This window comes from Cupriavidus sp. GW822-FHT06G04 (assembly GCF_058799075.1).
Genome location: NZ_JBXALD010000001.1, coordinates 61,546 through 88,334 on the forward strand (window position 1 = coordinate 61,546; position 26,789 = coordinate 88,334).

Consider the following 26,789-nt stretch of genomic DNA (forward strand, 5'->3'; position numbering starts at 1 on the left):
CGCCGAGCTTTTCCAGAGTCTTCCTATGTCGCACGGCGCAAAAACACCCCCCAGGCGATTCGGTCTCAACGATCTGGCCGCACTGCGAGACAACCTCAAGGCCGACGCCGAGCGTCGCGAGGCCGAGCGCCGCGCCCAGGCCGAAGCCGCGCAGCGCGCCCTTGAGGAAGCCAATGTCTTTCGCGCCAGTATCGGCAACGTCAGCGCCCTGCGCGACCGCAATCGCGTGCAGCATCCGCCCAAGGTGCCAGAGCCGATTCCGGTGCAGTCGCAGCGCAATGACAAGGCTGTGCTCGAAGCGTCGTTGTCCGATGAATTCGACGTCGAGAACCTGCTCGATATCGATGAGACGATGTCATTCCGGCGCCCGGGCATTGGCGAGGACATCATCAAGAAGCTGCGCCGCGGCGAATGGGTGCCGCAGGACAAGGTGGACCTGCACGGCCTGCGAAGCGACGAGGCGCGCGAGGCGCTGGCTAGTTTCCTGCGCCGTTCTGTGCGCAACGGCGTGCGCTGCGTGCGGGTGATTCACGGCAAGGGCATGGGATCGCCCGACAAGCTGCCGGTGCTCAAGGGTAAGGTGCGCAGCTGGCTGGTGCAGAAAGAGGAAGTGATTGCCTTCGTCCAGGCCCGCGAATCGCTGGGCGGCGCGGGCGCCCTGATGGTCCTGCTTCGCCAACCGCGTTCCTGATCGTTCGCCCCCCATGCACTTTCACTTGCCGTTCGATCTGCTGATGGGGCGGCTGCCGCTGATTCTCCACATCATGGAGATCACGGGCGTGCTGGCCTTTGCCGTGTCGGGCGTGGTGGATGCGCGCAAGCAGCGGCTCGACGCGGTGGGCACCTTCATCGTGGCGTTTGCCACGGCATTCGGCGGCGGCACCGTGCGCGACGTGCTGCTCGATCGCCGGCCGTTCTACTGGGTCGATCACGAATACTACGTGCTGCTGATCTTTGCGATGTCGATCGGTGCATCGATCGTCTTTCGCGTGGTCAGTTCCGTGGCCTCGGACCGCACCATGCTGGTGGCCGACGCGATCGGCCTGGGACTGTTTTCCGTCACCGGCACATCGCTGGCGCTGGTGGCGCAGATGACGCCCACCGTCGCGGTCATGATGGGCATCATTTCGGCGGTATTTGGCGGCGTGCTGCGCGACGTGCTGTGCAACGAGGTGCCGATGATCCTGCGCGACCGGTCGCCCTACGCCACCTGCTCCTTCATTGGCTGCTGGGTCTACGTCGGACTCACCTGGCTGCGCGCCGATCAGGAAGTGGCATTGCTGGCAGGTGCGTTGGTGACAATGGGCATGCGATTGCTGTCAGTGCAGTTCGGCTGGAAATTGCCGAGCTAGCCGGCGTCGGCGTCGCCGGCGCCGCAGTGCCTTCGCCCAGAAAGCAAAAAGCCGGCAAATGCCGGCTTTTCACCTTTTCTGCCTGGGCAATCAGACCGCGGCCTCGTCCTGCTCGCCCGTACGAATGCGGATCACGCGTTCGATCTCGGTGACGAAGATCTTGCCGTCGCCGATCTTGCCGGTGTGCGCAGCCTTGACGATCGAGTCGAGCACGGTGTCGAGCTGGTTCTCGGCCACCACCACTTCGATCTTGATCTTCGGAAGGAAGTCGACCACGTACTCGGCGCCGCGATACAACTCCGTGTGACCCTTCTGGCGGCCGAAGCCCTTCACCTCGGTCACCGTCAGGCCGGTCACGCCCACGTCTGCCAGTGCTTCGCGCACTTCGTCGAGCTTGAACGGTTTGATGATGGCGGTAATCTGCTTCATGGCTGGCCTCTGTCTCTAAGGTGTCGGAAGATGACAGATTCTAGCCCGAAACACCACATCGGGATTGCGGCCAGCGCCACATAGCGCGTCGTTGGGGCCCGATCAGTCCGGAATCCGGGCCAGATCGCGCATCCACGCCGCCGATTCCCCATCGCTGGGCGCGCGCCAGTCGCCGCGCGGCGACAACGACCCGCCCGAGCCCACTTTCGGGGCGTTCGGGATGCAGGAACGCTTGAACTGGCTGGTGCGGAAGAAGCGGTCCACGAAGATGCCGAGGACGCGTTTGATTTCCGGCAGCTGGTAGCTGTTGCGCGCCACATGCGGCCCGTTGGGCCACACACCGCGCGACGCATCGCCCCACGCATGCAGCGCCAGGAAGGCGACCTTGGACGGCGTGTAGCCGTAGCGCAGCGTGTAGTAGAGGTTGAAATCCTGCAACTCGTACGGCCCGATAATCTGCTCGGTCTTCTGCTCGGGCGCCTTGTCCTGCCCGTTTCCGGCCGCGCCGCTTGGCACCAGTTCGGGGCTGATGTCGGTATCGAGCACTGCCAGCAGCACATCCTGTCCGCCCTGCGCCACCTGCCCCGTTTCTGCCACCCAGCGCACAAGGTGGCTGATCAGTGTCTTGGGCACGCTCGCGTTAACGTTGTAATGCGACATGTGATCGCCGACGCCATAGGTGCACCAGCCCAGCGCCAGTTCGCTGAGATCGCCGGTGCCGATCACTATCGCACCGTTGTGGTTGGCCAGCCGGAACAGGTGGTTGGTGCGCTCGCCCGCCTGGACGTTTTCGAACGTGACATCGAACACCGGCTCGCCGTGCGCGTAGGGATGGTCGAGGTCCTTCAGCATGGCCATGCAGCTCGGCCGGATATCGATCTCGCGCGCGGTGCAGCCAACCAGCGTCATCAGTTCGCGCGCCTGCTTGAGCGTGCGATCGCTGGTGGCGAAGCCGGGCATGGTGTAGGCCAGGATGTTGGCGCGCGGCAAGCCAAGACGGTCCATCGCCTTGGCGCAGACCAGCAACGCATGCGTGGAATCGAGCCCGCCCGACACGCCGATCACCACCTTCGAGATCCGGCTCGACGACAGCCGCTGCACCAGCGCCTGCACCTGGATGTTGTAGACCTCCATGCAGCGCTCGTCGCGGCGGCGCGGGTCGGCCGGCACATATGGAAAGCGCTCGACCTTGCGTTGCAGCGGCAGCGTCTGCCCGGTCGGCACATCGACACGGAACGCCACCACGTCGAACCGCTCGACTTCGTCGCGATGCCGACGCACCGAGTGCCCGAACGTGGTCTGGTGCATGCGCTCGCGCGACAACCGCTCGAGATCGACATCGGCGAACAACAGGTGCGAAGTATCGGCAAAACGCTCCGATTCGCCCAGCAGTTCACCGTTCTCGTAGATCAATGCCTGACCGTCCCAGGCCAGATCGGTCGATGATTCGCCCTTGCCGGCCGACGTGTAGAGGTAGGCCGCGAGGCAGCGCGCAGACTGCTGCGACACCAGCTGATGCCGATACCCCGATTTGCCGATCACGATATTCGATGCCGACAGATTCACCAGCACCGTGGCGCCGGCCAGCGCCGCGAACGACGACGGCGGCACCGGCACCCACACGTCTTCGCAGATCTCCGCATGAAAGCGGAAGAACGGGATGTTTTCGATGTCGAACAGCAGGTTCGCACCGAACGGCACGTCGGCACCGAGCAGCGAGATGGTATCGACCACCGCGTTGTCGGCTGCGCTGAACTGGCGCGCCTCATAGAATTCCCAGTAGTTCGGCAGGTAGCTTTTCGGCACCACGCCCTGCACGGTACCGTTTGCCACCACCACGGCGCAGTTGAACAACTGGTGATCGACCAGCACGGGCATGCCGACGATCAGCGCGGCGCGGATGCCGGCGGATGCTTCGACGATCGACTGCAGCGCCAACTCGCATTCGCGCAGCAGCGCGCGCTGGTGAAAGAGATCGTCGCAGGTGTAGGCGGACAGGCCGAGTTCAGGGAACGCCACAAGCGCCGCGCCGCCAGCGGCGGCTTGCCGGGCCAGCGCGATGGTCTGCTCGGCGTTGAAGGCGGGATCTGCCACGCGGCACTCCGGCACGCCGACGGCCACGCGCGCAAATCCATGGGAATAAAGATTGAAGAACGGGTGCGTCATATCTGGCCCTGAGTCTGCCCGCGGGATCGGGCGGCGGATTTCCGCATTTTACGACGCACTCGCCACCGAGGTGGCGCTGCCCTGCATCGCAACATCGTTTCCGGTAGACTCGGCCAGCAGCCGGCCGTGAAAATCCTGTCTTCATCCGTCTTCATGAATGAATCGCGCCCCAACTACCGCACGGACATCGTGCTGGACCTTGCCGAAATCGATGCCGCCGAGTGGGACGCCTTGCTTGCCGCGCAGGCCGAGCCCACGCCGTTCCTGCGTCATGCCTTCTTGCACGCAATGCACGCGAGCGGCAGCGCCACGGACGACAGCGGCTGGTCGCCCCGTTTTCTGACGCTGTGGGCGCAGGACGGCCACGGCCCGGGTCGCGACCGGCTGGCCGGTGCGATGCCGCTCTACGCCAAGTCCCACTCCTACGGTGAATACGTGTTCGACTGGGCATGGGCGGACGCCTATCGCCAGCATGGCATCGCGTACTACCCCAAGTGGCTGTCCGCGATTCCGTTCACGCCGGTGCGCGGCGCAAGGCTGCTGGCCCAAGACGAATTGGCGCGACGGGTGTTGTTGCGTTTTGCGCTGGCGCTAGCCGAAGAAAGCCAGCTTTCGTCGCTGCATATCCTGTTTCCGTCCGATCACGAGGCAGACCTGATGGACGAAGCCGGCATGCTGATGCGGCATGGCGTGCAGTTTCACTGGACCAATGCCGGCTACGAAAATTTCGACGCCTTCCTGGCCACGCTATCGCAGAAAAAGCGCAAGAACATCCGTGCCGAGCGACGCCGCGTTGCCGAAGCCGGCATAACCTTCCGCCAGTTGCGTGGCGCGGAGATCGACGACGATGCGTGGAAATTCTTCAATCGCTGTTATCGGCAGACTTATCGCGAGCATCATTCGTCGCCGTATCTGAACCTCGACTTCTTTAGGCGCATTGGCGCGGCCATGCCCGAGAACCTGCTTTTGGTGATCGCCCAGCGCGAGGGCCGCGACATCGCCAGTTCCCTGCTGGTCTACGATGCCTCGCCGCCGGTCAGCACACTTTACGGCCGCTACTGGGGCGCGATCGAACACCACCCGTGCCTGCATTTCGAAACCGCGTACTACCAGCCGCTCGAGTTCTGCATCGCCGAGGGCATCCGCACCTTCGAAGGTGGTGCCCAGGGTGAGCACAAGATGGCGCGTGGATTCCTGCCTGTGGCCACGCGCTCGGCGCACTGGCTTGCGCATCCGTCGTTCGCCGATGCCGTCGAACGATTTCTCGAACGCGAGCGCCAGGGCATCGACGCCTATCTGGACGAACTCAACGAACGCAACCCGTTCGCGCGGCAGTCAGACTGATCTACCTGCTGCGCCACATCCGGCGTAGCGTGTTGTCGCCCAGCATGTAGTGATGGAACAGTGCGGCCATCGCATGCAGCCCGATCACGGTGTAAAACGCGGTGCCGATGGATTCATGGAGATCCTTGGCGATGCCCTTCAGTTGCACGTCCGCCGCCACCGTCGCCGGCATCGTCAGGCCGCCCATTCCAGCAGATGCCCGCCCGCATCGAGCGCAACGATGCCTCAAAGACCCACACCTGCCGCCTTGTTGATGAGAGGCAAATCGCATCGCGGATTCCGCGCGGACACTCTACGTTTTGCCACTTGCGAGCCAAGGAAACACACATGCTTACCGCTCACCAGTTTGACAAGCTGGAGCAACTCTGTGCCGCGCGCCTGCGCATGGTGCCGCTCCACGTGAGGGGGCCCAATCCCCAGGATCCCGCCGATCAATTTCAGATCTTCCAGCTCGAGCGGCATAGCGAAGATCAGTATTACCTGATCTCGACCGCGCATGCCCGCGCCCGCGTGCCGCCGCTGCACGCCTGTTACGTGTTCGTGATCCTGCAGGATGATCCGGGCCGGGTGTATTGCGGGCTGGTGGACGAGCTGGACAGCTATATCGGATTCGTAGTGGAAGGACATACATCGCTTTCGATGCGTGCCCCGGTCCTGTACGCCGGCACACTCCAATTCGAGTTGGGCCGCCTTGTCAGCTGGAGCAATGGCAGCGGCCATTACCGCCCGCCGGCCTCGCTGGCCTCCGTCAATTTGATTCCGGCAGTGCAAAGGCTGCTTCCTAAGGAAAAATTCCAGGACTTTTTTTCGCCAATGCAAGAACTACGACTCAGCACGACGGCGCCAGAACGCCGCCATTCCATCGCATAAAAACCCCGCCACAAAATGCCGGTACTGGGACGCGCTCGAACATCACCCATGTCTGCATTTCGAAACCGCGTACTACCAGCCGATCGAGTTCTGCATCGCCGAGGGCATCCGCACTTTCGAAGGCGGTGCGCACGGCGAGCACAAGATGGCGCGTGAACTCCTGCTGGCTTGCGCATCCGTCATTCGCGGATGCCGTCGAACGATTTCTCGAACGCGAACGCCAGGGCATCGACGCCTATCTGGACGAACTCAACGAGCGCAATCCGTTCGCACGGCAGGCACACTGAGTTACTTGCCCCGCCACATCCGGCGCAGCGTGTTGTCGCCCAGCATGTAGTGATGGAACAGCGCAGCCATCGCATGCAGCCCGATCACTGTGTAGAACGCGGTGCCAATCGATTCGTGGAGATCCTTGGCGATGTCCTTCAGATGCGCGTCCGGCGCCACCATGGCCGGCATGGTCAGGCCGCCCCATTCCAGCAGATGCCCACCCGCGTTGAGCGTGACGATGCCAAGGATCGGTTGCGCGACGATAAACAGGTAGAGCACCCAATGCATCGCATCGCCGGCCAGCTGCATCCAGCGCGCGCCGGGTTCCGCGGCCGGCGCACCGCGCACCAGCCGCCACAGCAGACGCGGCACGGCCAGCGCCAATACCAGCGCGCCAGTCCATTCGTGAACGCTCATTGCCAGCGCACGCGCCGGCGTGCCCTTGGCGGCGAATCCCTTGAGTTCGATCGCGGCATACGCAGCGGCCACCAGCAGGAATATCGCCCAATGCAGAACGATGGCCAGACCGTTGTATCGGGCGAAGCCGGCACCGCCGGCTTGTGCATTTGTGGGAGTCATAAGCAATTGCGTCCTCGAGGATGGGCTTAAAGGGGCCGAGCAACACGGTGCCGGCTTTCGTCAGCCCGCTATTCTGACCCGGCCCGCCCACCTGAACGACCACCACCAGCCGCGTCGTTGATGGCAGGCAAATCGCATCGAGGATTCCGCGCGGACACTCTACGTTTCGCCATTTGCAAGCCGAGACCATTCACATGCTTACTGCCCACCAGCTTGACAAGCTGGAGCGAATTTATGCCGCGCGCACGCGCATGGTGCCGCTTCCCCTGCAGGAACAGGGCTATCAGGATCCCGCCGAACAATGGCAGATATTCCAGCTCCAGCGGCATAGCGAGGATCACTATTACCTGATTCCAACCGCGCATGGCCGCCCGCGTGTGCCGCCGGTGCAAGCCTTTTACACTTTCGTGATCCTGCAGGATGATCCGGGCCGGGTGTATTGCGGGCTGGCAGGCGGGCTGGCAAGTCGGATCGAGTTCGAAGTGGAGGGACACACATCGCTGTCGATGCGCGCCCCGGTCCTGTACGCCGGCACAATCCTATTCAATCAGGGCCGCCTAGTCAGGTGGACAAACGGCAGCGGTCATTACCGTCCGCCCGGCTCGCTGGCTACCGTTAATCTCATTCCGGCAGTGCGAAGGCTGCTGCCGGAGGAAAAATTCCGGGACATTTTTTCCCTTATGTCGCCACGCGATTGAACACATCGCGGCAAGCACGGTGCCGTTCCAAAGCATAAAAAAACCCGCCACGAAAGGCGGGTTTCTTGCACCGGTGCCGCGTCCGCTTACTTCTTGAAGTTGGCCACGCCGTCGGTGATTTCCTTGTGGGCTTCCTCGATGCCGGCCCAGCCTTCAACCTTGACCCACTTACCCGCTTCGAGTGCCTTGTAGTTCTCAAAGAAATGCTTGATCTGGTCGAGCAGGTTTTGCGGCACGTCCGACAGGCCCTTGATGTGGGCGGTGGCAGGCGACAGCTTGTCGACCGGCACAGCCACCAGCTTGGCATCGACGCCCGACTCGTCGGTCATCTTCAGCATGCCCAGTGCACGGCAACGCACCACAGCGCCGGCCAGGATCGGGAACGGCGTGAGCACCAGCACGTCCACCGGGTCGCCGTCGCCCGACAGCGTTTGCGGGATAAAGCCGTAGTTGGCCGGGTAACGCATGCCCGTGCCGATAAAGCGGTCGACGAACAGCAGGCCGGTTTCCTTGTCGGCTTCGTACTTCACCGGATCGCTCTGGGCCGAAATCTCGATGATGACGTTGAAATCGTTGGGAAGGTCCTTGCCCGGCGAGACGAGGTTGAAGCTCATGCGAGTTCTCCGAATACCTGTGGAATGGGATGGCCGGCATTATAGCGGGTTGGTCCTGACCACAGGCTGACAGCGCGCCACGCCACTGCATTGGCCGCGACGCCTGCGGCACACCGCGTCGGCACCGGCCGCGGATGTGCGCCCGGACCGATGTCTTGCGCACCGGTCACGCTGCGCCATAATGCGACATTCCCGATTTTCAGCATCTGCTCCATTGCGGAGCCCGGAGACACGTATGCATGCCCAGCATTTCGTCGCCAACCGTCTGATTGCGCCCGATTCCGGCCTGCGCATCAAGGTGTTCGACCCGTCCAGCGGCGAGCCGTTTGCCGAGATCGCGCGCGGCAACGCCACCGACGTCAGCGTCGCCGTGCACGCCGCTCGCCAGGCCTTGGAAGGCGAATGGGGTGCGATGGACCCCGCCGATCGCGTGCGCCTGCTTAATCGCGTGGCACTCAAGCTGATCGAGCATGAGGACGAACTGGCCGAACTGGAAGCGCGCGACACCGGCAAGCCTTTGCGCCAGGCCCGTGCCGATGCCCGCGCCGTGGCGCGCTATTTCGAGTTCTACGCCGGCGCCGCCGACAAGCTGCACGGCCAGACGATTCCCTATCGCACCGGCTACACCGTGCTGACCGTGCGCGAGCCGCACGGCGTCACCGCCCACATCGTGCCGTGGAACTACCCGCTGCAGATCTTCGGCCGCAGCGTCGGCGCGGCGCTGGCCACCGGCAACGCCTGCGTGGTGAAGCCCGCCGAGGACGCCTGCCTGTCGATCCTGCGCGTGGCCGAACTGGCCGCCGAAGCGGGGCTGCCGGAAGGCGCGCTGAATATCGTCACCGGCTACGGCCATGAGGCCGGCGCCGCGCTGGCACGACATCCCGGCATCAACCATATTTCATTCACAGGGTCGCCCGAAACCGGCAAGCTGGTCGCGCAGCTTGCCGCCGAAAACCATGTGCCGGTGACGCTGGAACTGGGCGGCAAGTCGCCGCAGGTGGTGTTTGCCGATGCCGATCTCGATGCGCTGCTGCCGGTGGTGGTCAACGGCATCGTGCAGAATGCGGGCCAGACGTGTTCGGCCGGCAGCCGTCTGCTAGTGGAGCGCCCCGTGTACGAAACGCTGCTCGACCGTCTGTCGGGCGTGTTCGAATCGCTGCGCGTGGGGCCTTCGGCGCTCGACCTCGAATGCGGCCCGTTGATCAGCCGCAAGCAGCAGCAGCGCGTGTGGGACTTCGTCTCCGACGCGCAGCACGCCGGTATCGCGGTCATGGCGCAGGGCCAGATCGTCGGCGATGCGCCGGAGTCCGGCTACTATCAGGTGCCGATGCTGTTCCGCGACGTGCCGCCCACCCATCGGCTTGCCCAGGAGGAAGTATTCGGCCCGCTGCTGGCCGCCATGCCGTTCGATACCGAAGACGAGGCCGTGCGCCTGGCCAACGGCACGGCCTACGGTCTGGTGGCCGGTGTCTGGACGCGCGACGGCGCCCGCCAGATGCGGCTGGCGCGCAAACTGCGCGCGGGCCAGGTCTTTATCAACAACTACGGCGCCGGCGGCGGCGTCGAGCTGCCATTCGGCGGCACCGGCCAGTCGGGCCACGGCCGCGAGAAGGGCTTCGAAGCCCTGTACGGATTTACCACTCTGAAAACCATCGCCATTCAACATGGGTAGCATTAATTTCCTTTCGGTCGCGTTCGCCATCTTCTTTTTCTGGATGGCCTGGCACGTCAAGAACAAGCGCGCCACCAATCCATCGGGCATGCCCCGCCTGCAGGTGTTCAAGCGCAAATGGGGCGACACCGTGGGCGACCGCGTGCACTGGTGCCTCTACGTGGCGCTGCCGTTTCTGCTGGCGCTGATGATGGTGGCCAACGCACTGCGCGGACGCGGACCGTTCTCGCATTGAGTGCACTGACTGCACCGACTCGCACCCCAATCGCCATGCAATGATTTGCGCCGTTCGGCCTGATTCGCGCTGATCGGCCCAATTCGCTTTATCGATGTTCCACCCGCAGCGCGGCACAGACCGCGCCGGGCCTCACCCAAACAGGAGACAGGCAATGACCAGACTGGCTGGCAAGGTGGCGATTGTGACGGGCGGCGGCTCGGGATTTGGCGAAGGCATTGCGCGGACCTTCGCGCGCGAGGGGGCTGGCGTGATGGTGGCCGACCTCAACGCCGAAGCCGCCGAGCGCGTGGCCGCGGCGATTCGCGATGCGGGCGGCCAGGCGCACGCGGTGCGCGCCGACGTTTCGCGCGGCGACGACGTGGCGGCGATGCGCGACGCCACGCTCAAGGCGTTCGGCGACGTGCATTGCGTGGTCAATAACGCCGGCACCACCCATCGCAACAAGCCGATCCTCGAAGTCACCGAAGAAGAGTTCGACCGCGTCTACGCCGTCAACGTCAAGAGTATCTATTGGTCGGCCCACCATTTCATCGGACATTTTCGCCAGCGCGGCGGCGGCAATTTCGTCAATGTCGCGTCCACCGCCGGCATCCGTCCGCGTCCGGGCCTGGTCTGGTACAACGGCAGCAAGGGCGCGGTGATCGTCGCCAGCAAGGCAATGGCCGCCGAACTCGGTCCCGACAACATCCGCGTCAATTGCGTCAATCCCGTCATTGGCGCGACCGGTCTGCTCGAGCAGTTCATGGGCATGCCGGACACGCCCGAGAATCGCGCCAGGTTCCTCGCCACGATCCCGATGGGCCGCATGTCGACCCCGCAGGACGTGGCCAACGCCTGCCTGTATCTGGCATCGGACGAAGCGGCGTTCATCACCGGCACCTGCATCGAGGTGGACGGCGGACGCTGCGTCTGAGCGGCGCGCCAAAGAATCCAGTTTTTTCACCAGCGGTAACGTCGTACATCTACAAAAACCCAACGAGGAGACACCGATGACAACCACCGCAGTCAATACCGGCGCGCGCGACGCCAGTTTCGAAGACGCCGTCTATCGCAAGGTCAGCTGGCGGCTAGTGCCTTTCCTGCTGCTCTGTTACGTGGTGGCCTATCTGGACCGCGTCAACGTGGGCTTCGCCAAGCTGCAGATGCTCAGCGATCTCAAGTTCAGCGAAACCATCTACGGCCTGGGCGCGGGCATCTTCTTCATCGGCTACTTCCTGTTCGAGGTGCCGAGCAACGTCATCCTGCACAAGGTCGGCGCGCGCATCTGGATTGCGCGGATCATGATCACCTGGGGCGTCATTTCGGCGGCGATGATGTTCGTCACCACGCCGACCATGTTCTACGTGCTGCGCTTCCTGCTGGGCGTGGCCGAGGCCGGCTTCTTCCCCGGCATCATCCTGTATCTGACCTACTGGTATCCGGCCAATCGGCGCGGTCGCACCACCACGTATTTCATGACCGCCATTGCGCTGTCCGGCGTGATCGGCGGGCCGCTGTCCGGCTGGCTGATGCAATCCTTCGACGGCCATAACGGCTGGTCGGGTTGGCAATGGATGTTCCTGGTCGAGGGGATTCCGTCGATCCTGGTCGGCATCTGGGTGCTGCTTTTTCTGGACGACCGCATCGCGCACGCCAAATGGCTGAACGCGGAAGAGAAAGCGCTGCTCGAGCGCAATATCTCGGCCGAGAACCAGCACAAGGAAGATCCGCCCGTCGCGCAGGTATTGTCCAGCCCGCGCGTCTGGCTGATGAGCGCGATCTACTTCAGCTTCGTGATGGGGCTGTACGGCGTGAGCTTCTGGCTGCCGACCATCATCAAGCAGACCGGCGTAAAAGGCGCGCTCGATGTGGGCCTGCTGACCGCCATCCCGTATGGCTGCGCCGTGATCGGCATGGTGCTGGTGGCGTATAGCGCGGACCGCAGCGGCGAACGGCGTTGGCATATCGCGCTGCCCGCGCTGGCGGGTGCGGTGGGGCTGGTGCTGTCGGTGCAATGGCATGGCGACACCACGCTGGCCATGGTGGCCCTGACGCTCGCCACGATCGGGATCCTGACCACGCTGCCGCTGTTCTGGAGCCTGCCGACGGCCTTCCTGGCCGGCACCGGTGCGGCCGCCGGCATCGCGCTGATCAATTCGCTGGGCAACCTCGCGGGCTTCATCAGCCCCTACGCCGTGGGCTGGCTCAAGGACCTGACGCAAAGCACCGATTCCGGCATGTATCTGCTGGCCGTGTGCATGGTGGTGGGCGCCGCGCTGACGTTGTCTGTGCCAGCCAGGATGGTCAACAGGCGCGGCGAGTGATGCGTGGCTACCGATGCGCAGATGCCGATCGGTAGCCACTGAAGCGCGGTGAATCGAACCCAGCCGCCGCTGCGGCGGCGTGGCCCGCTTCCGCGCAGCGGGCTTCATCGACGAACGAGCCGCGCCGCTGCAGCCGGATCACGCCAGCACGGCGTACCGGCCAGTGACGCGCCTCGTCAGCTGTCGCCCAGCATCTGCGCGACCGATCCGGCTGCCATGGCGGCCTTTTCGCCGATCAGTTGCTGCAGCGTGCGCAGCAATTCGTCCTCGTTGAATGGCTTGCCCAGATAGACGTTCACGCCGATCTCGGCCGCATAGCGGCGGTGTTTTTCGGCGGTGCGCGACGTGATCATGACCAGCGGCATATGGCTGGTGCGCGAATCGGCACGCACGTTGCGGGTCAGGTCGAAGCCGTCCATGTTCGGCATCTCGATGTCGACCAGCATCGCGTCCGGCATCACTTCCTGCAGCTGCCGCAGCGCATCCACGCCATCGCGCGCCAGCACCACCTGATACCCGGCGCGTGTCAGCAACCGCTGGCTGGCCTTGCGCACGGTCAGCGAATCGTCCACCACCATCACGGTCGGCTGCGTCACCAGGCCGGCCACCGGCATTGTCGCGCCGGCGCCCACGAACTCCGCCACGGCGCCCATCTGCTGCGGCGCGGGCAACGCCGGCATGGCCGGCGCCGCTTCGCCGCGCTCGCGAATCCAGCGCTGCGCCAGCACCACCGGGTTGTAGATCAGCACGATCTCGCCGTCGCCGAGCGTCGTGGCGCCAGCGATGCCTTCCAGGCGCGCCAGATGCGGGCCGATGTGCTTGACCACCACTTCGCGGTTGCCGATCACGTCGTCGACGTGCACGGCCACGCGCTCCGCACCCGAGCGCACCACCACCACCGGCGAATACTTGCGGCCCGACGCCATCGCCGAGGTTTCCTCGAGCAGCGCGCCGAAATAGAAGAACGGCACTTCGATGCCGCCGGCCATGAACCGGCGCGCGTTGTACGCATCGAGCAGCGGCTTCTCGCGCAGTTGGTGAACCTGATCGATCATGCCGCTTGGCATCGCGTAGAGGCGCCCGCCCAGCGAGACCAGCAGCACCTGCGTAATGGCGGTGGTCAGCGGCAGATGCACCGTAAAGCTCGTGCCGCGGCCGGGCTCGGTCGACAACGTGATGCGGCCGCCCAGCGCCACGGTTTCGGATCGCACCACATCCATGCCCACGCCACGGCCAGCCAGTTCGGACACCGAGTCGGCCGTCGAAAAACCGGGCGCGAAGATCATCTCGGTCAGGCGGGCGTCGCTGGCGTCTTCATCGGCCGTCAGCAACTGGCGGGCGATCGCACGTTGGCGGATACGGGTCAGGTCAAGTCCACCGCCGTCGTCAAAGAACGTCAGCACGACTTCGTTGCCCTCCTGCTGCACTTCCAGCGTCAACGCACCGGTGGCCGACTTGCCGGCCGCGCGGCGCACCTCAGCCGGCTCGATGCCATGCACCACCGCATTGCGGATCAGATGCTCGATCGGGCCGGCCATGCGGTCCAGCACCGAGCGATCGATTTCCACGGTGCCGCCCTTGATCAGCAGCCGCACTTCCTTGCCGGTCTCGGTGGCGGCCTGGCGCGCCACGCGGTACAGGCGTTCGGCCAGCGCGTCGAACTGCACCATGCGCGCCTGCATCAGCCCGCGCTGCAGCCCGCGCGTCAGCCGCGCCTGCGCGGCCAGGTCGCCCGAGGCGCGGTCGAAGCCGCGCTGCAGGTTCTGCTCTACGGTCGCCACGTCGTTGACCGACTCGGCCATCATCCGCGTCAGTTCCTGGAAGCGCGTGAAACGGTCGAATTCCAGCGGATCGAATTCCTGATTCTGCTGCGCGTCGGCGATCCGCGACGCCATCTGCGTTTCCGCCTGGATCTCGATTTCGCGCAGTTGCATGCGCAAGCGCGCGACGTTGTCGTTCAGTTCGCCCAGATAGCTGCGCAGCGCCACCAGTTCGCTGTCCAGACGCGCGCGCGTGGCGCCCACTTCGCCGGCATCGTTGATCAGCGTATCGAGCGTGCGGGCCTGCACGCGGACCAGCGCGCGCTGGCGCTCCGCATCGGTCGGCAAGGCCATCGGCGCGACCGGGGCCGCGACGAGCGGAGCGGCGGGCACCGCCGGCTGCGTCGACGACGGCACCAGCGCGTTTTCCTGCGGCGCCGGCGACCCCGCCACCAGTCCGTTGATCACGTCGGCGTCGTCCACCGGCAGCAGGCGGCCGTTCTGCAGCGCGTCGACATGCGCGAGGATGCGGTCGTACCAGGCGTAGAGCTTGCCGAACAGATCGGGCGACACACGTTGTCCGCGCACGCTGGCGTCCAGCAGCGTTTCCATTTCGTGCGCCGCCTGCCCCAGTGCCATTGCACCGGCCATGCGTGCGCTGCCCTTGAGCGTATGCAGGCCGCGCAGGATCAGGCCGCCATGCTGCGCGTCTTCGGGCGCGGCTTCCCACGTGCGCAGCATCTTGCCCAGTTCGGGCAGCGTGCCCTGCGCTTCCTCAAGGAAGATCTCGACCAGCGCCGCATCGAGTTCCGACACATCGGTGGACGAGTCCTCCTGCGACAACGTATCGGGCGCATCCAGCGAATCGCGCGAATCGGCCGACACATGGGCCACGGCCACCGTGTCGTGGCGCGCGGCGGGCATCGGAATCACCACGGCGTCGTGCAGCGCCGTCACCGGCGTCAGCGGCGATGTGGGCGATGACAGCGTCGACGCCGACACCGGCGGCAGCGAGGTGATCGGCGTCAGCTTCACGGGCGGCAACGCCGCCTGCGGCGCGTGGGCGTCCGCATCGATCTCGGGCAATTGCGCGTGCTGGCCGAACAGTTGCGACACCGATCCTTCCTGACCGGCCGATTGCTCCGCGGGCACCGCCGCGCGAGGTCGCACCAGCGCGCGCTCGCCGAAATCGTTGAGATCGCGGCAGATCGCGCGGTCGGCCTCGGGCCAGATGCCGGCGGCAAACTGGTGCAGCATCGCGCGCAGGCGGTCGACAGCCTGCTCCAGCAAGCGGAAATCGCCCGGATGCATGACCACCGGATGGCGGCCCAGCAGCAACAGCAAGTGTTCCAGCGCCTCGGCGATCTCGCGCACCGGCTCCAGGCCAACGGTCGACGCGCTGCCCTGCAGCGTATGCGCGACGCGCAGCGCCAGCTCGCTCGGGCACGGATGGTTTTCGTGCTTCCACTCGGACAGATCGGTGGCGAACTGCCGCAGCAGATCGTCCGCCTCCTGCAAGTAGACGTTGTAGAGCGCCAGCCCGATCCGGACCGGGCCGATCACCTTGAAATTGTCGTCGTCGCTGCCCAGGCCGCCGGCAAAGCGGAACGGCAGCACGTTGCTGTCGTCGCCATCCGCCGCTTGCGATGCGGGCGGCGTCAACGTTGCGTCGCTTGGAGGCACGTCGATGGCAATCGCATGGGCGCCAGAGCCGGCCACGTCAGTTGTGCCTGCGATGTCGACGATATCGGCCTGCGCGTGCGCGGCAAAGCTTTCAGACGTATCGACCGCCATGACGTCCGCCGCCTGCGGCGCGTCGGCCGCCACGGACGCGGCAGCATCGGCCAGCAGGGCGTCCAGCGAGTCGAGCGGCAGCGCCGCAGACCCCGACAACGACGTCGCGCCGGGCTCGCGCACGCGCTGTGCGGCATCGACCAGCGGCGCGATCTCGCGCAGCGTCGACGGATCGTCGCGCAACGCCAGCGCCCATTCGTGCAACAGATCGTGCGCCTGCTGCAGCAACGCGAGGAGTTCGGGCTGCGGCTCGCGCGTTTCGGCGATCCACAGGTTCATGACCTGCTCGACGGACCACGCGGCTTCGCCGTAGCGGTTCAGGCCGACCATGCGGCTCGAGCCTTTCAACGTGTGGAACGCGCGGCGCACGCGGATCAGGACATCGGCATCGCGCAGCGCATTGATGCCTGCTCGGATGTCGGTGGCGATATTGCCGAGCACTTCTTCCGCCTCGGACAGAAAGATCTCGAGCAGTTCGGCGTCGATGGCGGCGGCGTCGACCGGCATCGGCGCAGCAGCAGAAATCGCCGACGGTGCGGCAGCCGACAGTGGATCGGCCAGCGCCACCACCATGCGCTCTGCGGCGGAATCGCTGCCAGCCAGCCACGCGTGCAACTGCGTGGTGGCTTCCCGGGCCTGGCGGCGCAGCGCGGCATCGTCGTCGATCGCCGCCTGGTCGGACAAGGCCTGCAGTGCGGCGCGCAGCCGCTGGATCTCGGGCGAGTCCGCCGCGGCGGCCACCCGGATCGCGTCCATCGCGGCAGTGCGCGCCGCGGCCAGCGCCCCTTGCGGCAGGCCCGCCGGGCCCGGCGCGTGCGCGGCCAGCGGGTCTTCGTCTGCGGCATTGGGCTGCTTGCGGCCGAATTCCAGCAGATCGGCAAACGCATGCACGGCACCGAGTTCTGCCGCGATATCGGACAGTTGCTCGACGCGCGCCACATCGTCCACGGTCTCGCGCAGCACGCCCAGGCGTTGCAGCACGGAGCGCACCGCGGCCAGCGCCGCATCGGTATCGGGCTCGATGCCAGCGGGCATCGCCGCGCTGCCGTGGATCCGCTCGATGCTGGCCAGCAGCGCGTCAAACGCCTGCGCGGCGTCGTCCAGCGCGTGCGCGGCGTCGGCCCGCGCCGTGTTGCGATCGTAAGTATCGAGCCACGATTCGCCGCTATCGAGTTGCGCGCGCACCTGCGCCACGGCCTCGGTGCGCTGCGCCTGGGCGCCGGCGGCATCGACCATTGCGCACAGCCAGTCTGGCGCCACCGCATCGGCATCGGCCAGGCAAACAGCCAGGGCATCGCAGCGTTGCGCAAATTCGGCCGCCGAAGCGTGTCCTGACTTGCCATGCACGCGCCACGGCATCGCCAGCACGCGGGCAAGGAACAGTGCCACGCCACCCCGGCCCAGCGCATCGTGCATGGGGCGTTGGCCGGCATACGCCGCTGCGGCGGTCAGACATTGCTGCAAGGCGGGCTGCGCCAGCGGCATGGCGGCCTCGGCCAGCGATGCCAGCGCCAATTCCCATCCCGCCTGGTCGTCGCCGGCCGCGCGTTCGATCGCGGCAGCGGCGTTTTGCAGATTGCGCGTGTCGATCGGATCGAGCCAGCCGTAAAAACGCTTGCGATAGTCGGCGCGCGCCACGATGTGCGCGGGATCGACGCGGAACGCACGCAGACTGCGCGCGATATCGGCACGCAGCACCTGCACCGCGGCCTGCTGCGCTGGCGGCGTGGTGTCCTCGGGGCCGTCCGGCGTCAGCCCCGTGCTGACCAGAAAGAAGACCGCATCGTTGAGCAGCGCCTGCGGCACGCGCACCTGTCCCTGCAGGTACTGGCGCACCAGCAGATGCGCGCGCGCGGCGAAGCGCTTGGCCAGCAGGTCGGATGGCAGCAGACCCTGGGCGAGCGCCCGGAACACCAGCGCCAGCGCATGCCAGATGCCGCGATCGGGATTGTCGGTGGTGCGGCGCGCGTCCTGTTCGTGGTTGCGCACTTCGTCCAGCGCCGCCTGCAGCGGCAGCCACGCCTCGCGCAGCAACGATGCGTCGGTACACGGCGTAGGTAGCCGCAACGCCTTGAGCAGCGCCGCCTCGAAGCGCAGCCGTGCGCGCGTGACCGCCGACGTGGAGCGCGTAGGCAGCACGATGCCCGGCAGCATCTGCAGCTCCTCGATCCACAGGTCGGCCGGATGCACGCGCTCTTCCTTCATCAGCGCCAGCACGTCGGCATAGGGCTGGAACAGGCGCAGCGGATCTTCGGCGTCGCCGGCCATCAGATCGTCGACATACTCGGCAAGCGCCTGCACGCCGCCACGGAACACGGCGAGCGCCTGCGCGTCGGCGGCTACCGATCCCGCATCGATCGCTTCGAGCAGACGTCGCAAACCCTGGCAATAGGCGTCCACGCCGCGCAGGCCGACGATATGCACCGCGCCGGCGGCCTGGTGCAACTGCTGGCCCGCCAGGCGCAGCGCCGTGGTATCGCGCGCGCCCAGCGCCTCGGGCGTCTGGCGGATTTCGTCGACATAGTGGCCGAGTTCGGCCGCGGCGTCGTCCAGCGCGGCGCGCAGGCTTGGCGCCAGCCACGCCAGTACGGAAAGATCGCGCTGCGGCGCGGCCGGAATGTCAGGGGTTGCGGTCGTGGCCATCGGCGCCGGCTCTGGCGAGGCTTGGGGTTGCTGCGCGGCCGGGTCGGCCACGTCGCTCAAAACAGTGGAATTCAAGGACATGACCAGTTCCGGTGCGCCCGTCAAATGAAGCGGGCGTCAGGCGATCTTGAATCGCGATACCGAGTTGCGCAGTTCTTCGGTCAGTGCCGTCAGCTGCCGCACCGACTGTGCAGTCTGGCGCGTGCCGGCCGTGGTCTGCGCCGTCACTTGCAGGATGCCTTCGATGTGGTGCGCCACGTTGGTGGCCAGGCTTGCCTCATGCGACGTCGTTTGCGAAATCTGCTCGATCAGTTCGGCCAGTTGGCGCGACACGCGGCCGATTTCCAGCAGCGCGGCGCCGGCGTTATCGGACAGCCGCGCGCCTTCCACCACGCCCTGGGTGCTCTGCTCCATGGCATGCACGGCGTCCTGCGTGTCGGTCTGAATCGTGCGGATCAGCGCACCGATCTGCTTGGTCGCCTCGCCCGAGCGTTCGGCCAGGCGCTGCACTTCCTCGGCCACCACCGAGAAGCCGCGCCCCGCTTCGCCTGCGGATGCGGCCTGGATGGCAGCATTCAGCGCCAGCACGTTGGTCTGTTCGGTAATGTCCGAGATCAGTTCCACAATTTCACCGATCTCCTGCGACGATTCGCCAAGCCGCTTGATCCGCTTCGAGGTCTCCTGGATCTGGTCGCGAATGCCGTTCATGCCGGTGATGGCGTTCTGCACGGCCTGCTGGCCCTGCTCCGCCGCCGCCAGCGACGCGCGCGCCACGTTGGCCGATTCGGCTGCGCCGCGCGACACCTGCGTGATGCGATCGGCCATCTCCACCACCGATTCGCCGGTCTGGCGAATCTGACGCGACTGCTCTTCCGTGGTGGCCGCCAGTTGCACCGAGGTGTCCTGCACCTGCGCCGATGCGTGCTGCACTTCCCCGGCGGTCTGCTGAACGCGGCCGACCAGTTCCTTCAGTTCTTCCACGGTGTAGTTCACCGAGTCGGCGATGGCGCCGGTAATGTCCTCGGTCACCGTGGCCTGGCGCGTCAGGTCGCCGTCGGCGATGTCCTGCAGCTCGTTCATCAGCTGCAGAATGGCCTTCTGCGTGGCATCGTTGTTGCGCTTTTCGTCGAGACGGCGCGCTTCGGCTTCGCGTTCGCGCGCTTCGGCTTCCAGCGCACGCACGCGCGAATCGCGCAGGTAAAGGGCGGCCAGGCCGGCCAGGCACAACAGCGTTGCGATGGCGGACAGCACCATCGCGCCCAGCGTCCACGGCCGCAGGCGCGCGCCTTCGGCGTAGGCGGACTGCAGTTGCGACAGTTCGCCGCGCAGCGCTTCGTTGTCGTTGAAGATCTGCTGCTGCGCACGCTTGGCGGCAATCAGACCTGGCAGATTCTGCAGAATCGTCTGCGTGGTTTTCTGCACCGCTTCGAAACGCTGCGACAACTGCTGCAGATAGCTGCGTGTTTCGGCGTCGTTGGCCGGCGACAGACGCAGCGCCTCGGATCCGTTCATCAGGCCGTCGAGCGTTTCGCGGAAGGTGTTGGTGTCCTTGCCCAGCAGGAACGCCGTTTCCGGGTTCACGCCTTCGCCGGAAAGGAATTCGTTGAGGTTCTTGCCCAGCCGCTGCGTCAACATCACCAACTGCGCGGATGCCGCCACTTCACGCGTGTTGGCGCCGGCCTGCAGCTTGATCGCGGCCACCTGTTCGGCGGCTTCGAGCAGTTCGGGGTTCGAGGCGTTGAAGATCTGCAGCGTCTGGCCGATGGTGGTCAGGATGGGCTGCTGGGCCAGCACGTCGGCCGCACTCTTTTCGGATCGCTTCCACGAGGTAAAGGCCTTTTCCAGCAGCGGCTCGGCGGCGCCGGTGGTGGCGCGCACATGCTTTTCGTCGCTACCGTTCTGCAGCGCCAGCAAGTCGGCCGTCAGCTGTTCCTTCGATTGCCGCAGCTGCGTGAATGCCTGCGCGTTGCCGAGCAACGCCACCGGCACGGCCTTGCCCAGACGCTGCGAGTGCATCAGCATGTCGCCCGCGATTTCGATCTGCGCCGCGCCGTTGGTAGCCTGCCGGTTATCGAGATAGACCGATGCCAGCAGTGCCAGCAGCGACACCACCACGCCGACCGTCAGCGCCCGCTGCTGGGACGAAAACGGCATGCGCGACAGCCAGCCCGTCATCAGTTCGACCGGGCTGCGGCCCAGGCCACCCTGCCCCGCGTCCCCCTTGGCGAACATCGATGCGCGCGGCGCGGCGGCTTGTGCTGCGGCGCCGGCGGCAGCCGTGCGGCGACCGAGGCTGATCTTCTTGATTCCCATGGCAACCCTCTGTTTTATTCGTGCTTTGTTTGTTCTTCGTTGGCTTTTCTGCTCAGGCCACGCTGCGGCCGGCCTGCAGGAATGCCGGCGCATCGAGCAGCCGCTGGATGTCCAGCACCCGCCAGTCGCGCCCCTCACGATCGGCGAACTGCGCGCCGAGCCACTCACCGGACTCCCCATCCGACGCCGCCGGCGCAAGATCCGCCGCGTGGCGCAGGCCCACCACGCGCGTGGCGATGATGCCGCAGGCCCGTTCCACATGACGCGACAGCACGACGATCTTGCTGCCCGGCTGTACTGGCGTCGGTCCTTCGCCGCAGAACATGCCGAAATCGATCACGCCGAGCAGGTTGCCGCGCGCGTTGACGAGGCCGCGATACCACGGCTGCGTCAGCGGCACGCTGGCCGGCGTGCGCATTTCCAGCACCTCGCCGGTTTCAGTCAGCGGCAGCAGCCAGTTGCGCTGGCCCACCAGCACGCCAAGGTAGCTCTCGACCACCGGCAGGTTGCGCGCCTCGCGCAGGCGGCGGGCGAGCATGGCCTGGTAATCGTGCAGGCGGGTCTGGCGGGCTCGGAGGTCTTGGCGCGGCGCGTTCATGATGGGTTAGCAGATCCAGGAATTAAGCCGGAGACAGGCGCGCGGCGCGGCCGAAGCGAAATCGGACCGGGCCGCATCGAGACCGCATCGAGCCTGGAACATGGCCGGAACGACGCGAAACCGGGCCCGCATCGGCCAGCCCGCGCCGCGGTTCATGGCGGTCATCAATGGGCATCGAACAGCCACGATTGCCGCGCTCAGTGCGCCAGCGCGGCAATCTTCGACAGCAGTTCGTCGCTGTCCACCGGTTTGACGATGTAATCCGATGCGCCCTGGCGCATGCCCCAGATGCGGTCGGTTTCCAGGCCCTTGCTGGTGCACATGATCACCGGGATGTCCTTGAAGCGGTCGTCGCGCTTGATCGCGCGCGTGGCCTGGTAGCCGTTCTGGCCCGGCATCACCACATCCATCAGGATCAGGTCGAAGGCGTCGGCCTCGAGGCGCGCCATGGCCTGTTCGCTATTGCCGGCCACGGAGACCTTGAAACCCTTCTTGCCGAGCAGGTCGGACATGAACAGGGCTTCGGTGGGCGAATCGTCGACGATAAGGATTTTGCTGATGGTCATTGTTTCATTCCTGGATGCTTCGGGCGGCACGCATCATGCCGCCACGGCCGCGCCCTCCTCCGGCACGCAGCCCGCCAGGCAGTGCTGGACGGCCTGCAGCAGGGCTTCGCGGGAGAACGGCTTGGCCAGATGATTGTGAGCGCCGACGAGCCGGCCGCGCGACCGGTCGAACACGCCGTCGCGGGACGACAGCATGATCACGGGGATCGCGTGGAAGCGCGGGCTTTTCTTGATCAGGGAGCAGGTCTGGTATCCGTCCAGCCGCGGCATGAGGATGTCGCAGAAGATGACGTCCGGGTGCAGGTCGCCAACCTTGGCCAGCGCCTCGAAGCCGTCCTCGGCCAACATGACCTGATAGCCCGCCTGCGTAAGGAAGATTTCCGCCGTGCGGCGGATGGTGCTGGAGTCGTCGATCACGAGCACCTTCGCGGCGGCCTTGCGGCTGGCCGCGGATGCTTCGCCGGCAACGGCAATGCCGCCGGCGCCGACCCCATCGACTGACGTGTCCGATTCTGTTTGAGTGACCCGCATCTTGTTCCCGCGGCCTGCTGACTGCATGAGATCGCAGACGCCGGCATTCACTTGAGAACTTCCGCACGGCACCACGCATGGCGCGCCGGCGGCCCCCGATTTTCCATTTCCCAGTCAAAAAACCCGGCTACCCGGCCGGTTGGCGGCGCGCTTTCGATGCACGCCTGCCGGTACTGCTCTAACTATTCTTGTGCGGCAACATCGTCTGTTGCGGCCTGCCGCCCTGCGATGGACACCCTGTGGGCGCCCGGCGGGCACGCTTGCCGCAGCGATGCTCAGTTTTGCCGCAGAGTGTGACAACTCGTGGTGGGGCCGTCAATCCGGAGCTTCCGGCGCGGCCGGCCGCACTGTCGCGTAAGCGCGACGCGCCTGGCCTCAGATCGCCACCATCTCGAAATCTTCCTTGCGCGCACCGCATTCCGGGCAGGTCCAGTTGATGGGTACGTCTTCCCATTTAGTACCCGGCGCGATGCCGTCTTCCGGCGCGCCCGCGGCCTCGTCGTAAATCCAGCCACAGATCAGGCACATCCAAGTCTTGTATTCCATATGCAGGCTCTTGCCACTCTCCATTAAAATCCAGCGCATGATGGTACCCAATCGGCGCCGATGACGCCACCCATGGGCCGGCAGAATCGGTCCAATATCGCCGCGTTCGCGCAATTTAGCGTGCAGATGCCGTTTGAACGGCGTTCTTTTGGTCGGGATTGTCCGAATTTCGGGCCCCGGCCGGGCACGCACGCCGCGCCGCCCCACCAGGCCGGACGCCTGTCTATTTCCTGAATCTTTCAGCCAGATCCCATGTCCCGTAACCAGCAGCTTTTCGATCGCGCCCAGCAAACCATCCCCGGTGGCGTCAACTCGCCCGTGCGCGCCTTCCGCTCCGTGGGCGGCACGCCGCGCTTCATCACGCGCGCCGAAGGCGCCTATATGTGGGATGCCGACGGTCAGCAGTACATCGACTACATCGGCTCCTGGGGTCCGATGATCGTCGGCCACGCGCACCCCGATGTGGTGCGCGCCGTGCAGGAGACCGCTGGCCTGAGCTTTTCGTTCGGCGCGCCGACCGAAGGCGAGATCGTCATGGCCGAGGAAATCTGCAAGCTGGTGCCGTCGATCGAGCAGGTGCGCCTGGTCTCTTCCGGCACCGAAGCCACGATGAGCGCGCTGCGCCTGGCGCGCGGCTTCACTGGGCGCGACCTGATCGTCAAGTTCGAGGGCTGCTACCACGGCCATGCCGACAGCCTGCTGGTCAAGGCCGGGTCCGGGCTGCTGACGTTTGCGGACACCACGCAGAATGCGCCATCGTCGGCCGGCGTGCCGAACGATGTCACGCGCCACACGATGGTGCTTGAGTACAACAACGTGACGCAGCTCGAGGAAGCCTTCGCGCGCCACAAGGGCGAGATCGCCGCGGTCATCGTCGAACCGGTGGCCGGCAACATGAATCTGGTGCGCGCCAGCAAGGCCTTCCTGCAGTCGATGCGCAACCTGTGCAGCGAGCACGGCGCCGTGCTGATCTTCGACGAGGTGATGACCGGCTTCCGCGTGGCGCTGGGCGGCGCGCAGGCGCACTACGGCATCAAGCCGGACATGACCTGCCTGGGCAAGGTGATCGGCGGCGGCATGCCGGCGGCGGCGTTCGGCGGCCGGCGCGACATCATGGCCAAGCTGGCGCCGCTGGGCGGCGTGTATCAGGCCGGCACGCTGTCCGGCAACCCGCTGGCCGTGGCCGCGGGCCTGACCACGCTGAAGCTGATCCAGGCGCCCGGCTTCTATGACAGTCTGGCCGCGCAAACCCGCAAGCTTGCCGATGGCCTGACCGCCGCCGCGCGCGCGGCGGGCGTACCGTTCGCCGCGGATGCCATCGGCGGCATGTTCGGCATCTATTTCACCAACGCCGTGCCGACCAGCTTTGCCGAGGTCACGCAGGCCGATGTGGGCCGCTTCAACCGCTTCTTCCACGCCATGCTCAACGAAGGCGTGTATCTGGCGCCATCGGCATTCGAAGCCGGTTTCGTATCGGCCCGGCACGACGACGCGATCATCGACGCCACGCTGGCCGCCGCCGCGCGCGCCTTCAAGGCCGGCTGAGCGACGCCTGCGGCGCGGGCGGCAGCGCCGTCCCCAATGCCTCATGCAACCCCGCCAGCCGCGCGTCCAGTTGCGGCGCCGCGGTGGTCATCGGCGCGCGCAGCACGTTGCGCAACCAGCCTTGCCGCGCCAGCAGCGCCTTGAGCGGCGCTGGGTTCGGTTCGGCGAACAACGCCTCGATCAGCGGCGTCAGTGCATGAAACAGCCGGCGCGCGTGGTCCAGCCGCCCGGCTGCCATGGCGCGCCAGATCTCGACGAACAGGTCGGGCCGGCAGTGCGCCGAGGCGATGATCGCGCCCTGCCCGCCCAGCGCCAGCGTGCCCAGCAGCTGGTGATCCTCGCCAGCCAGTACCGACAGCCGCCCGTCGGCGATCAACGCCTGCGTCGTATGCGCATTGCCGCCGCAGTCCTTGATCGCGACGATATTGTCGTGATCGGCCAGCGCCAGCAGCGTTTCCAGCGTCAGCGTGGCACCGGTGCGATACGGGATGTCATAGAGCACGAGCGGCGCGCGCGAGGCGTCGGCCAGCCGCGCAAACCAGTCGCGCAGCCCGGCCTGCGACGGGCGGATGTAGTACGGCGCGGGCGCCAGCACGCCGGCCAGTGGCCGCGCGCTCAGCTCGCGCAGCCGTGCCAGCGTGTGCCCGAGATGATTGCCGGCAAGCCCCATCGTCACGGGCAGATCGCCGGCCGCTTCCAGCACCGTGTCCAGCACGGCCAGTTGTTCGGCCGCATCGAGCGCGGCCGCTTCGCCGGTGCTGCCGCAGACCACGATGCCGGCCAGACCGGCGGCGCGATAGTGCGTCACCATGCGCCGCAGCGCGCCATGGTCGACGCCCTGCCTGGCGTCATCAAGAAAAGGGGTCACCAGCGGCAGCCAGATACCGTGCATGGCATGTTGTGTCGGCTGTGTCGTTTGCATCGAGAAAACTCCGGATCGACCGATCGGGAAACCGTCGATGCACGACGCCGCAGGGCACTTGGCTGGAAAACGCGAGGCGGGTAAGCCGATCGAGCCGGTGCTGCTGTTCCGTCGCCCATCTGACGGAACAGCGCGCTCCGGTCAGACGAGCGGCTGTTTTTTGGCTTTGGCGCGCGCAGCCGCAGCCGACGCACCCATGGCGGGAGCGAGGCGGATCGGAAAATGACGGGCTGGACGCGACATGGCAGCCAATCTACCACGGCCGCAGCCACGGCGCGACCGCCAAAATGCGGCCGGCGTCGCGCGGGCGCTGCGCTACACTCCAGAATTGCCGTCCCTATCGTTACCGGACATTCCAGGAGTTTCTTGATGCGTACTGTTTCCACCCCAGCCCTGTTCCGCTGGATCGTGCTTGGCCTGCTGGCCAGTCTGCTTTCCGCCTGCGGCTACAACGACTTCCAGAAAAAGGACGAAGCCGTGAAGGCCGCGTGGGGCGAAGTGGTCAACCAGTATCAACGCCGCGCCGATCTGATTCCGAATCTGGTCAACACGGTCAAGGGCTACGCCACGCATGAGCGCGAGACGCTCGAAGCCGTGACCAAGGCGCGCGCGCAGGCCACCAGCATCCAGGTATCGCCCGAAACACTGAACGACCCCGAGGCGTTCGCCCGCTTCCAGCAGGCGCAAGGACAGTTGACCAGCGCGCTGTCGCGCCTGCTGGCCGTCTCCGAAAATTATCCGCAGCTCAAGGCCGATGCCGGATTTCGCGATTTGCAATCGCAGCTCGAAGGCACCGAGAACCGCATCACGGTGGCACGCCAACGCTATATCGCCGCGGTGCAGGACTACAACGTGCTGGCCCGCAGCTTTCCCACCAACCTGACGGCGATGGTGTTCAAGTACCCGGTCAAGCCGTCGTTCACGGTGGAAAACGAGAAAGCCATCTCGACACCGCCTGCGGTGAAGTTCTGATCATGACCGCTTCGGCCCTGCGCTTGCCATGCCCATCGCGCTTGCTTCGCTCCTTGCTCCGGCC

The 26,789-nt window shown here is 65.8% G+C and carries 23 protein-coding genes and 1 pseudogene; 12 read left to right on the forward strand and 12 right to left on the reverse strand.

Features of this window, described 5'->3' with window-relative positions:
• The first annotated feature begins 25 nt into the window (after positions 1–25).
• Positions 26–691 (forward strand): Smr/MutS family protein, encoded by a 666-nt coding sequence (locus AC1RKI_RS00280; RefSeq protein WP_150979447.1) that lies wholly within the window; start codon positions 26–28, stop codon positions 689–691.
• 13 nt (positions 692–704) lie between these two features.
• Positions 705–1,352, forward strand: a complete 648-nt coding sequence (locus tag AC1RKI_RS00285; RefSeq protein ID WP_150979448.1) for a trimeric intracellular cation channel family protein — start codon at positions 705–707, stop codon at positions 1,350–1,352.
• 90 nt (positions 1,353–1,442) lie between these two features.
• Here the strand turns inward: AC1RKI_RS00285 and glnK are convergent, their stop codons facing one another.
• Positions 1,443–1,781 carry a P-II family nitrogen regulator gene (gene glnK / locus AC1RKI_RS00290; protein WP_061957551.1) on the reverse strand — a complete coding sequence of 113 codons (339 nt, stop codon included), beginning with the start codon at positions 1,779–1,781 and terminating at the stop codon, positions 1,443–1,445.
• A gap of 102 nt (positions 1,782–1,883) precedes the next feature.
• Entirely contained in the window at positions 1,884–3,947 is a 2,064-nt protein-coding gene (locus AC1RKI_RS00295; RefSeq protein ID WP_492794276.1) for an NAD(+) synthase, read from the reverse strand.
• A 153-nt stretch (positions 3,948–4,100) separates the two neighbouring features.
• On the opposite strand from AC1RKI_RS00295, the gene AC1RKI_RS00300 reads away from it, so the two are divergent.
• Positions 4,101–5,291 carry a GNAT family N-acetyltransferase gene (locus AC1RKI_RS00300; RefSeq protein WP_492794338.1) on the forward strand — a complete coding sequence of 397 codons (1,191 nt, stop codon included), beginning with the start codon at positions 4,101–4,103 and terminating at the stop codon, positions 5,289–5,291.
• A 1-nt stretch (position 5,292) separates the two neighbouring features.
• On the opposite strand, the gene AC1RKI_RS00305 is transcribed toward AC1RKI_RS00300, so the two are convergent.
• A complete protein-coding gene (locus AC1RKI_RS00305) occupies positions 5,293–5,478 on the reverse strand; it encodes a cytochrome b (RefSeq protein WP_061957548.1) in 186 nt (61 codons plus the stop codon).
• Between the two features lie 140 nt (positions 5,479–5,618).
• Between AC1RKI_RS00305 and AC1RKI_RS00310 the strand changes: the two genes are divergently transcribed.
• Both AC1RKI_RS00310 and AC1RKI_RS00315 read left to right on the forward strand, forming a co-directional pair.
• Complete coding sequence (locus AC1RKI_RS00310) at positions 5,619–6,161, forward strand: hypothetical protein (RefSeq protein WP_061957547.1); 543 nt, start codon at positions 5,619–5,621, stop codon at positions 6,159–6,161.
• Between the two features lie 19 nt (positions 6,162–6,180).
• A pseudogene (locus AC1RKI_RS00315) lies at positions 6,181–6,448 on the forward strand (peptidogalycan biosysnthesis protein); the annotation flags it as partial.
• A 1-nt stretch (position 6,449) separates the two neighbouring features.
• Here the strand turns inward: AC1RKI_RS00315 and AC1RKI_RS00320 are convergent.
• Entirely contained in the window at positions 6,450–7,010 is a 561-nt protein-coding gene (locus AC1RKI_RS00320) for a cytochrome b (RefSeq protein ID WP_341248615.1), read from the reverse strand.
• Positions 7,011–7,204: 194 nt separating this feature from the next.
• On the opposite strand from AC1RKI_RS00320, the gene AC1RKI_RS00325 reads away from it, so the two are divergent.
• A complete protein-coding gene (locus tag AC1RKI_RS00325) occupies positions 7,205–7,708 on the forward strand; it encodes a hypothetical protein (protein ID WP_061957545.1) in 504 nt (167 codons plus the stop codon).
• Between the two features lie 86 nt (positions 7,709–7,794).
• Here the strand turns inward: AC1RKI_RS00325 and ppa are convergent, their stop codons facing one another.
• Positions 7,795–8,322 (reverse strand): inorganic diphosphatase, encoded by a 528-nt coding sequence (gene ppa, locus AC1RKI_RS00330; RefSeq protein WP_150979453.1) that lies wholly within the window; start codon positions 8,320–8,322, stop codon positions 7,795–7,797.
• A gap of 235 nt (positions 8,323–8,557) precedes the next feature.
• On the opposite strand from ppa, the gene AC1RKI_RS00335 reads away from it, so the two are divergent.
• The 4 genes from AC1RKI_RS00335 to AC1RKI_RS00350 all read left to right on the forward strand — a co-directional run bounded on the left by AC1RKI_RS00335 (position 8,558) and on the right by AC1RKI_RS00350 (position 12,535).
• Positions 8,558–9,994: an aldehyde dehydrogenase family protein gene (locus AC1RKI_RS00335; protein WP_061957542.1), complete on the forward strand. Its 1,437-nt coding sequence runs from the start codon at positions 8,558–8,560 to the stop codon at positions 9,992–9,994.
• Positions 9,987–10,229 carry a hypothetical protein gene (locus AC1RKI_RS00340; RefSeq protein WP_061957541.1) on the forward strand — a complete coding sequence of 81 codons (243 nt, stop codon included), beginning with the start codon at positions 9,987–9,989 and terminating at the stop codon, positions 10,227–10,229. Before AC1RKI_RS00335 ends, AC1RKI_RS00340 begins: the two co-directional genes overlap by 8 nt.
• Positions 10,230–10,383: 154 nt before the next feature.
• Positions 10,384–11,145 (forward strand): SDR family oxidoreductase, encoded by a 762-nt coding sequence (locus tag AC1RKI_RS00345; RefSeq protein ID WP_061957540.1) that lies wholly within the window; start codon positions 10,384–10,386, stop codon positions 11,143–11,145.
• 76 nt (positions 11,146–11,221) lie between these two features.
• Positions 11,222–12,535: an MFS transporter gene (locus tag AC1RKI_RS00350; RefSeq protein ID WP_061957539.1), complete on the forward strand. Its 1,314-nt coding sequence runs from the start codon at positions 11,222–11,224 to the stop codon at positions 12,533–12,535.
• Between the two features lie 176 nt (positions 12,536–12,711).
• On the opposite strand, the gene AC1RKI_RS00355 is transcribed toward AC1RKI_RS00350, so the two are convergent.
• The 6 genes from AC1RKI_RS00355 to AC1RKI_RS00380 form a co-directional block, all read right to left on the reverse strand.
• The gene (locus tag AC1RKI_RS00355) at positions 12,712–18,813 is read right to left on the reverse strand and encodes a hybrid sensor histidine kinase/response regulator (RefSeq protein WP_492794271.1); all 6,102 of its coding nucleotides are present in this window, start codon (positions 18,811–18,813) and stop codon (positions 12,712–12,714) included.
• 36 nt (positions 18,814–18,849) lie between these two features.
• Complete coding sequence (locus AC1RKI_RS00360) at positions 18,850–21,045, reverse strand: methyl-accepting chemotaxis protein (protein WP_061958988.1); 2,196 nt, start codon at positions 21,043–21,045, stop codon at positions 18,850–18,852.
• Between the two features lie 52 nt (positions 21,046–21,097).
• The gene (locus AC1RKI_RS00365) at positions 21,098–21,643 is read right to left on the reverse strand and encodes a chemotaxis protein CheW (protein ID WP_061958987.1); all 546 of its coding nucleotides are present in this window, start codon (positions 21,641–21,643) and stop codon (positions 21,098–21,100) included.
• A gap of 197 nt (positions 21,644–21,840) precedes the next feature.
• Complete coding sequence (locus AC1RKI_RS00370) at positions 21,841–22,209, reverse strand: response regulator (protein WP_061958986.1); 369 nt, start codon at positions 22,207–22,209, stop codon at positions 21,841–21,843.
• Between the two features lie 33 nt (positions 22,210–22,242).
• The gene (locus AC1RKI_RS00375; protein WP_061958994.1) at positions 22,243–22,740 is read right to left on the reverse strand and encodes a response regulator; all 498 of its coding nucleotides are present in this window, start codon (positions 22,738–22,740) and stop codon (positions 22,243–22,245) included.
• Between the two features lie 375 nt (positions 22,741–23,115).
• Entirely contained in the window at positions 23,116–23,286 is a 171-nt protein-coding gene (locus tag AC1RKI_RS00380) for a rubredoxin (protein ID WP_008644874.1), read from the reverse strand.
• Between the two features lie 252 nt (positions 23,287–23,538).
• Here AC1RKI_RS00380 and hemL point away from each other — a divergent pair, with 252 nt between their 5' ends.
• Positions 23,539–24,831 (forward strand): glutamate-1-semialdehyde 2,1-aminomutase, encoded by a 1,293-nt coding sequence (gene hemL, locus AC1RKI_RS00385; protein WP_061958985.1) that lies wholly within the window; start codon positions 23,539–23,541, stop codon positions 24,829–24,831.
• Here the strand turns inward: hemL and dapA are convergent.
• Positions 24,818–25,753, reverse strand: coding sequence for a 4-hydroxy-tetrahydrodipicolinate synthase (gene dapA / locus AC1RKI_RS00390; protein WP_492794268.1), 936 nt, complete (start codon positions 25,751–25,753; stop codon positions 24,818–24,820). The genes hemL and dapA overlap by 14 nt on opposite strands.
• A gap of 369 nt (positions 25,754–26,122) precedes the next feature.
• Here dapA and AC1RKI_RS00395 point away from each other — a divergent pair, with 369 nt between their 5' ends.
• Positions 26,123–26,725, forward strand: a complete 603-nt coding sequence (locus AC1RKI_RS00395) for a LemA family protein (protein ID WP_061958984.1) — start codon at positions 26,123–26,125, stop codon at positions 26,723–26,725.
• The last annotated feature ends 64 nt before the right edge of the window (positions 26,726–26,789 follow it).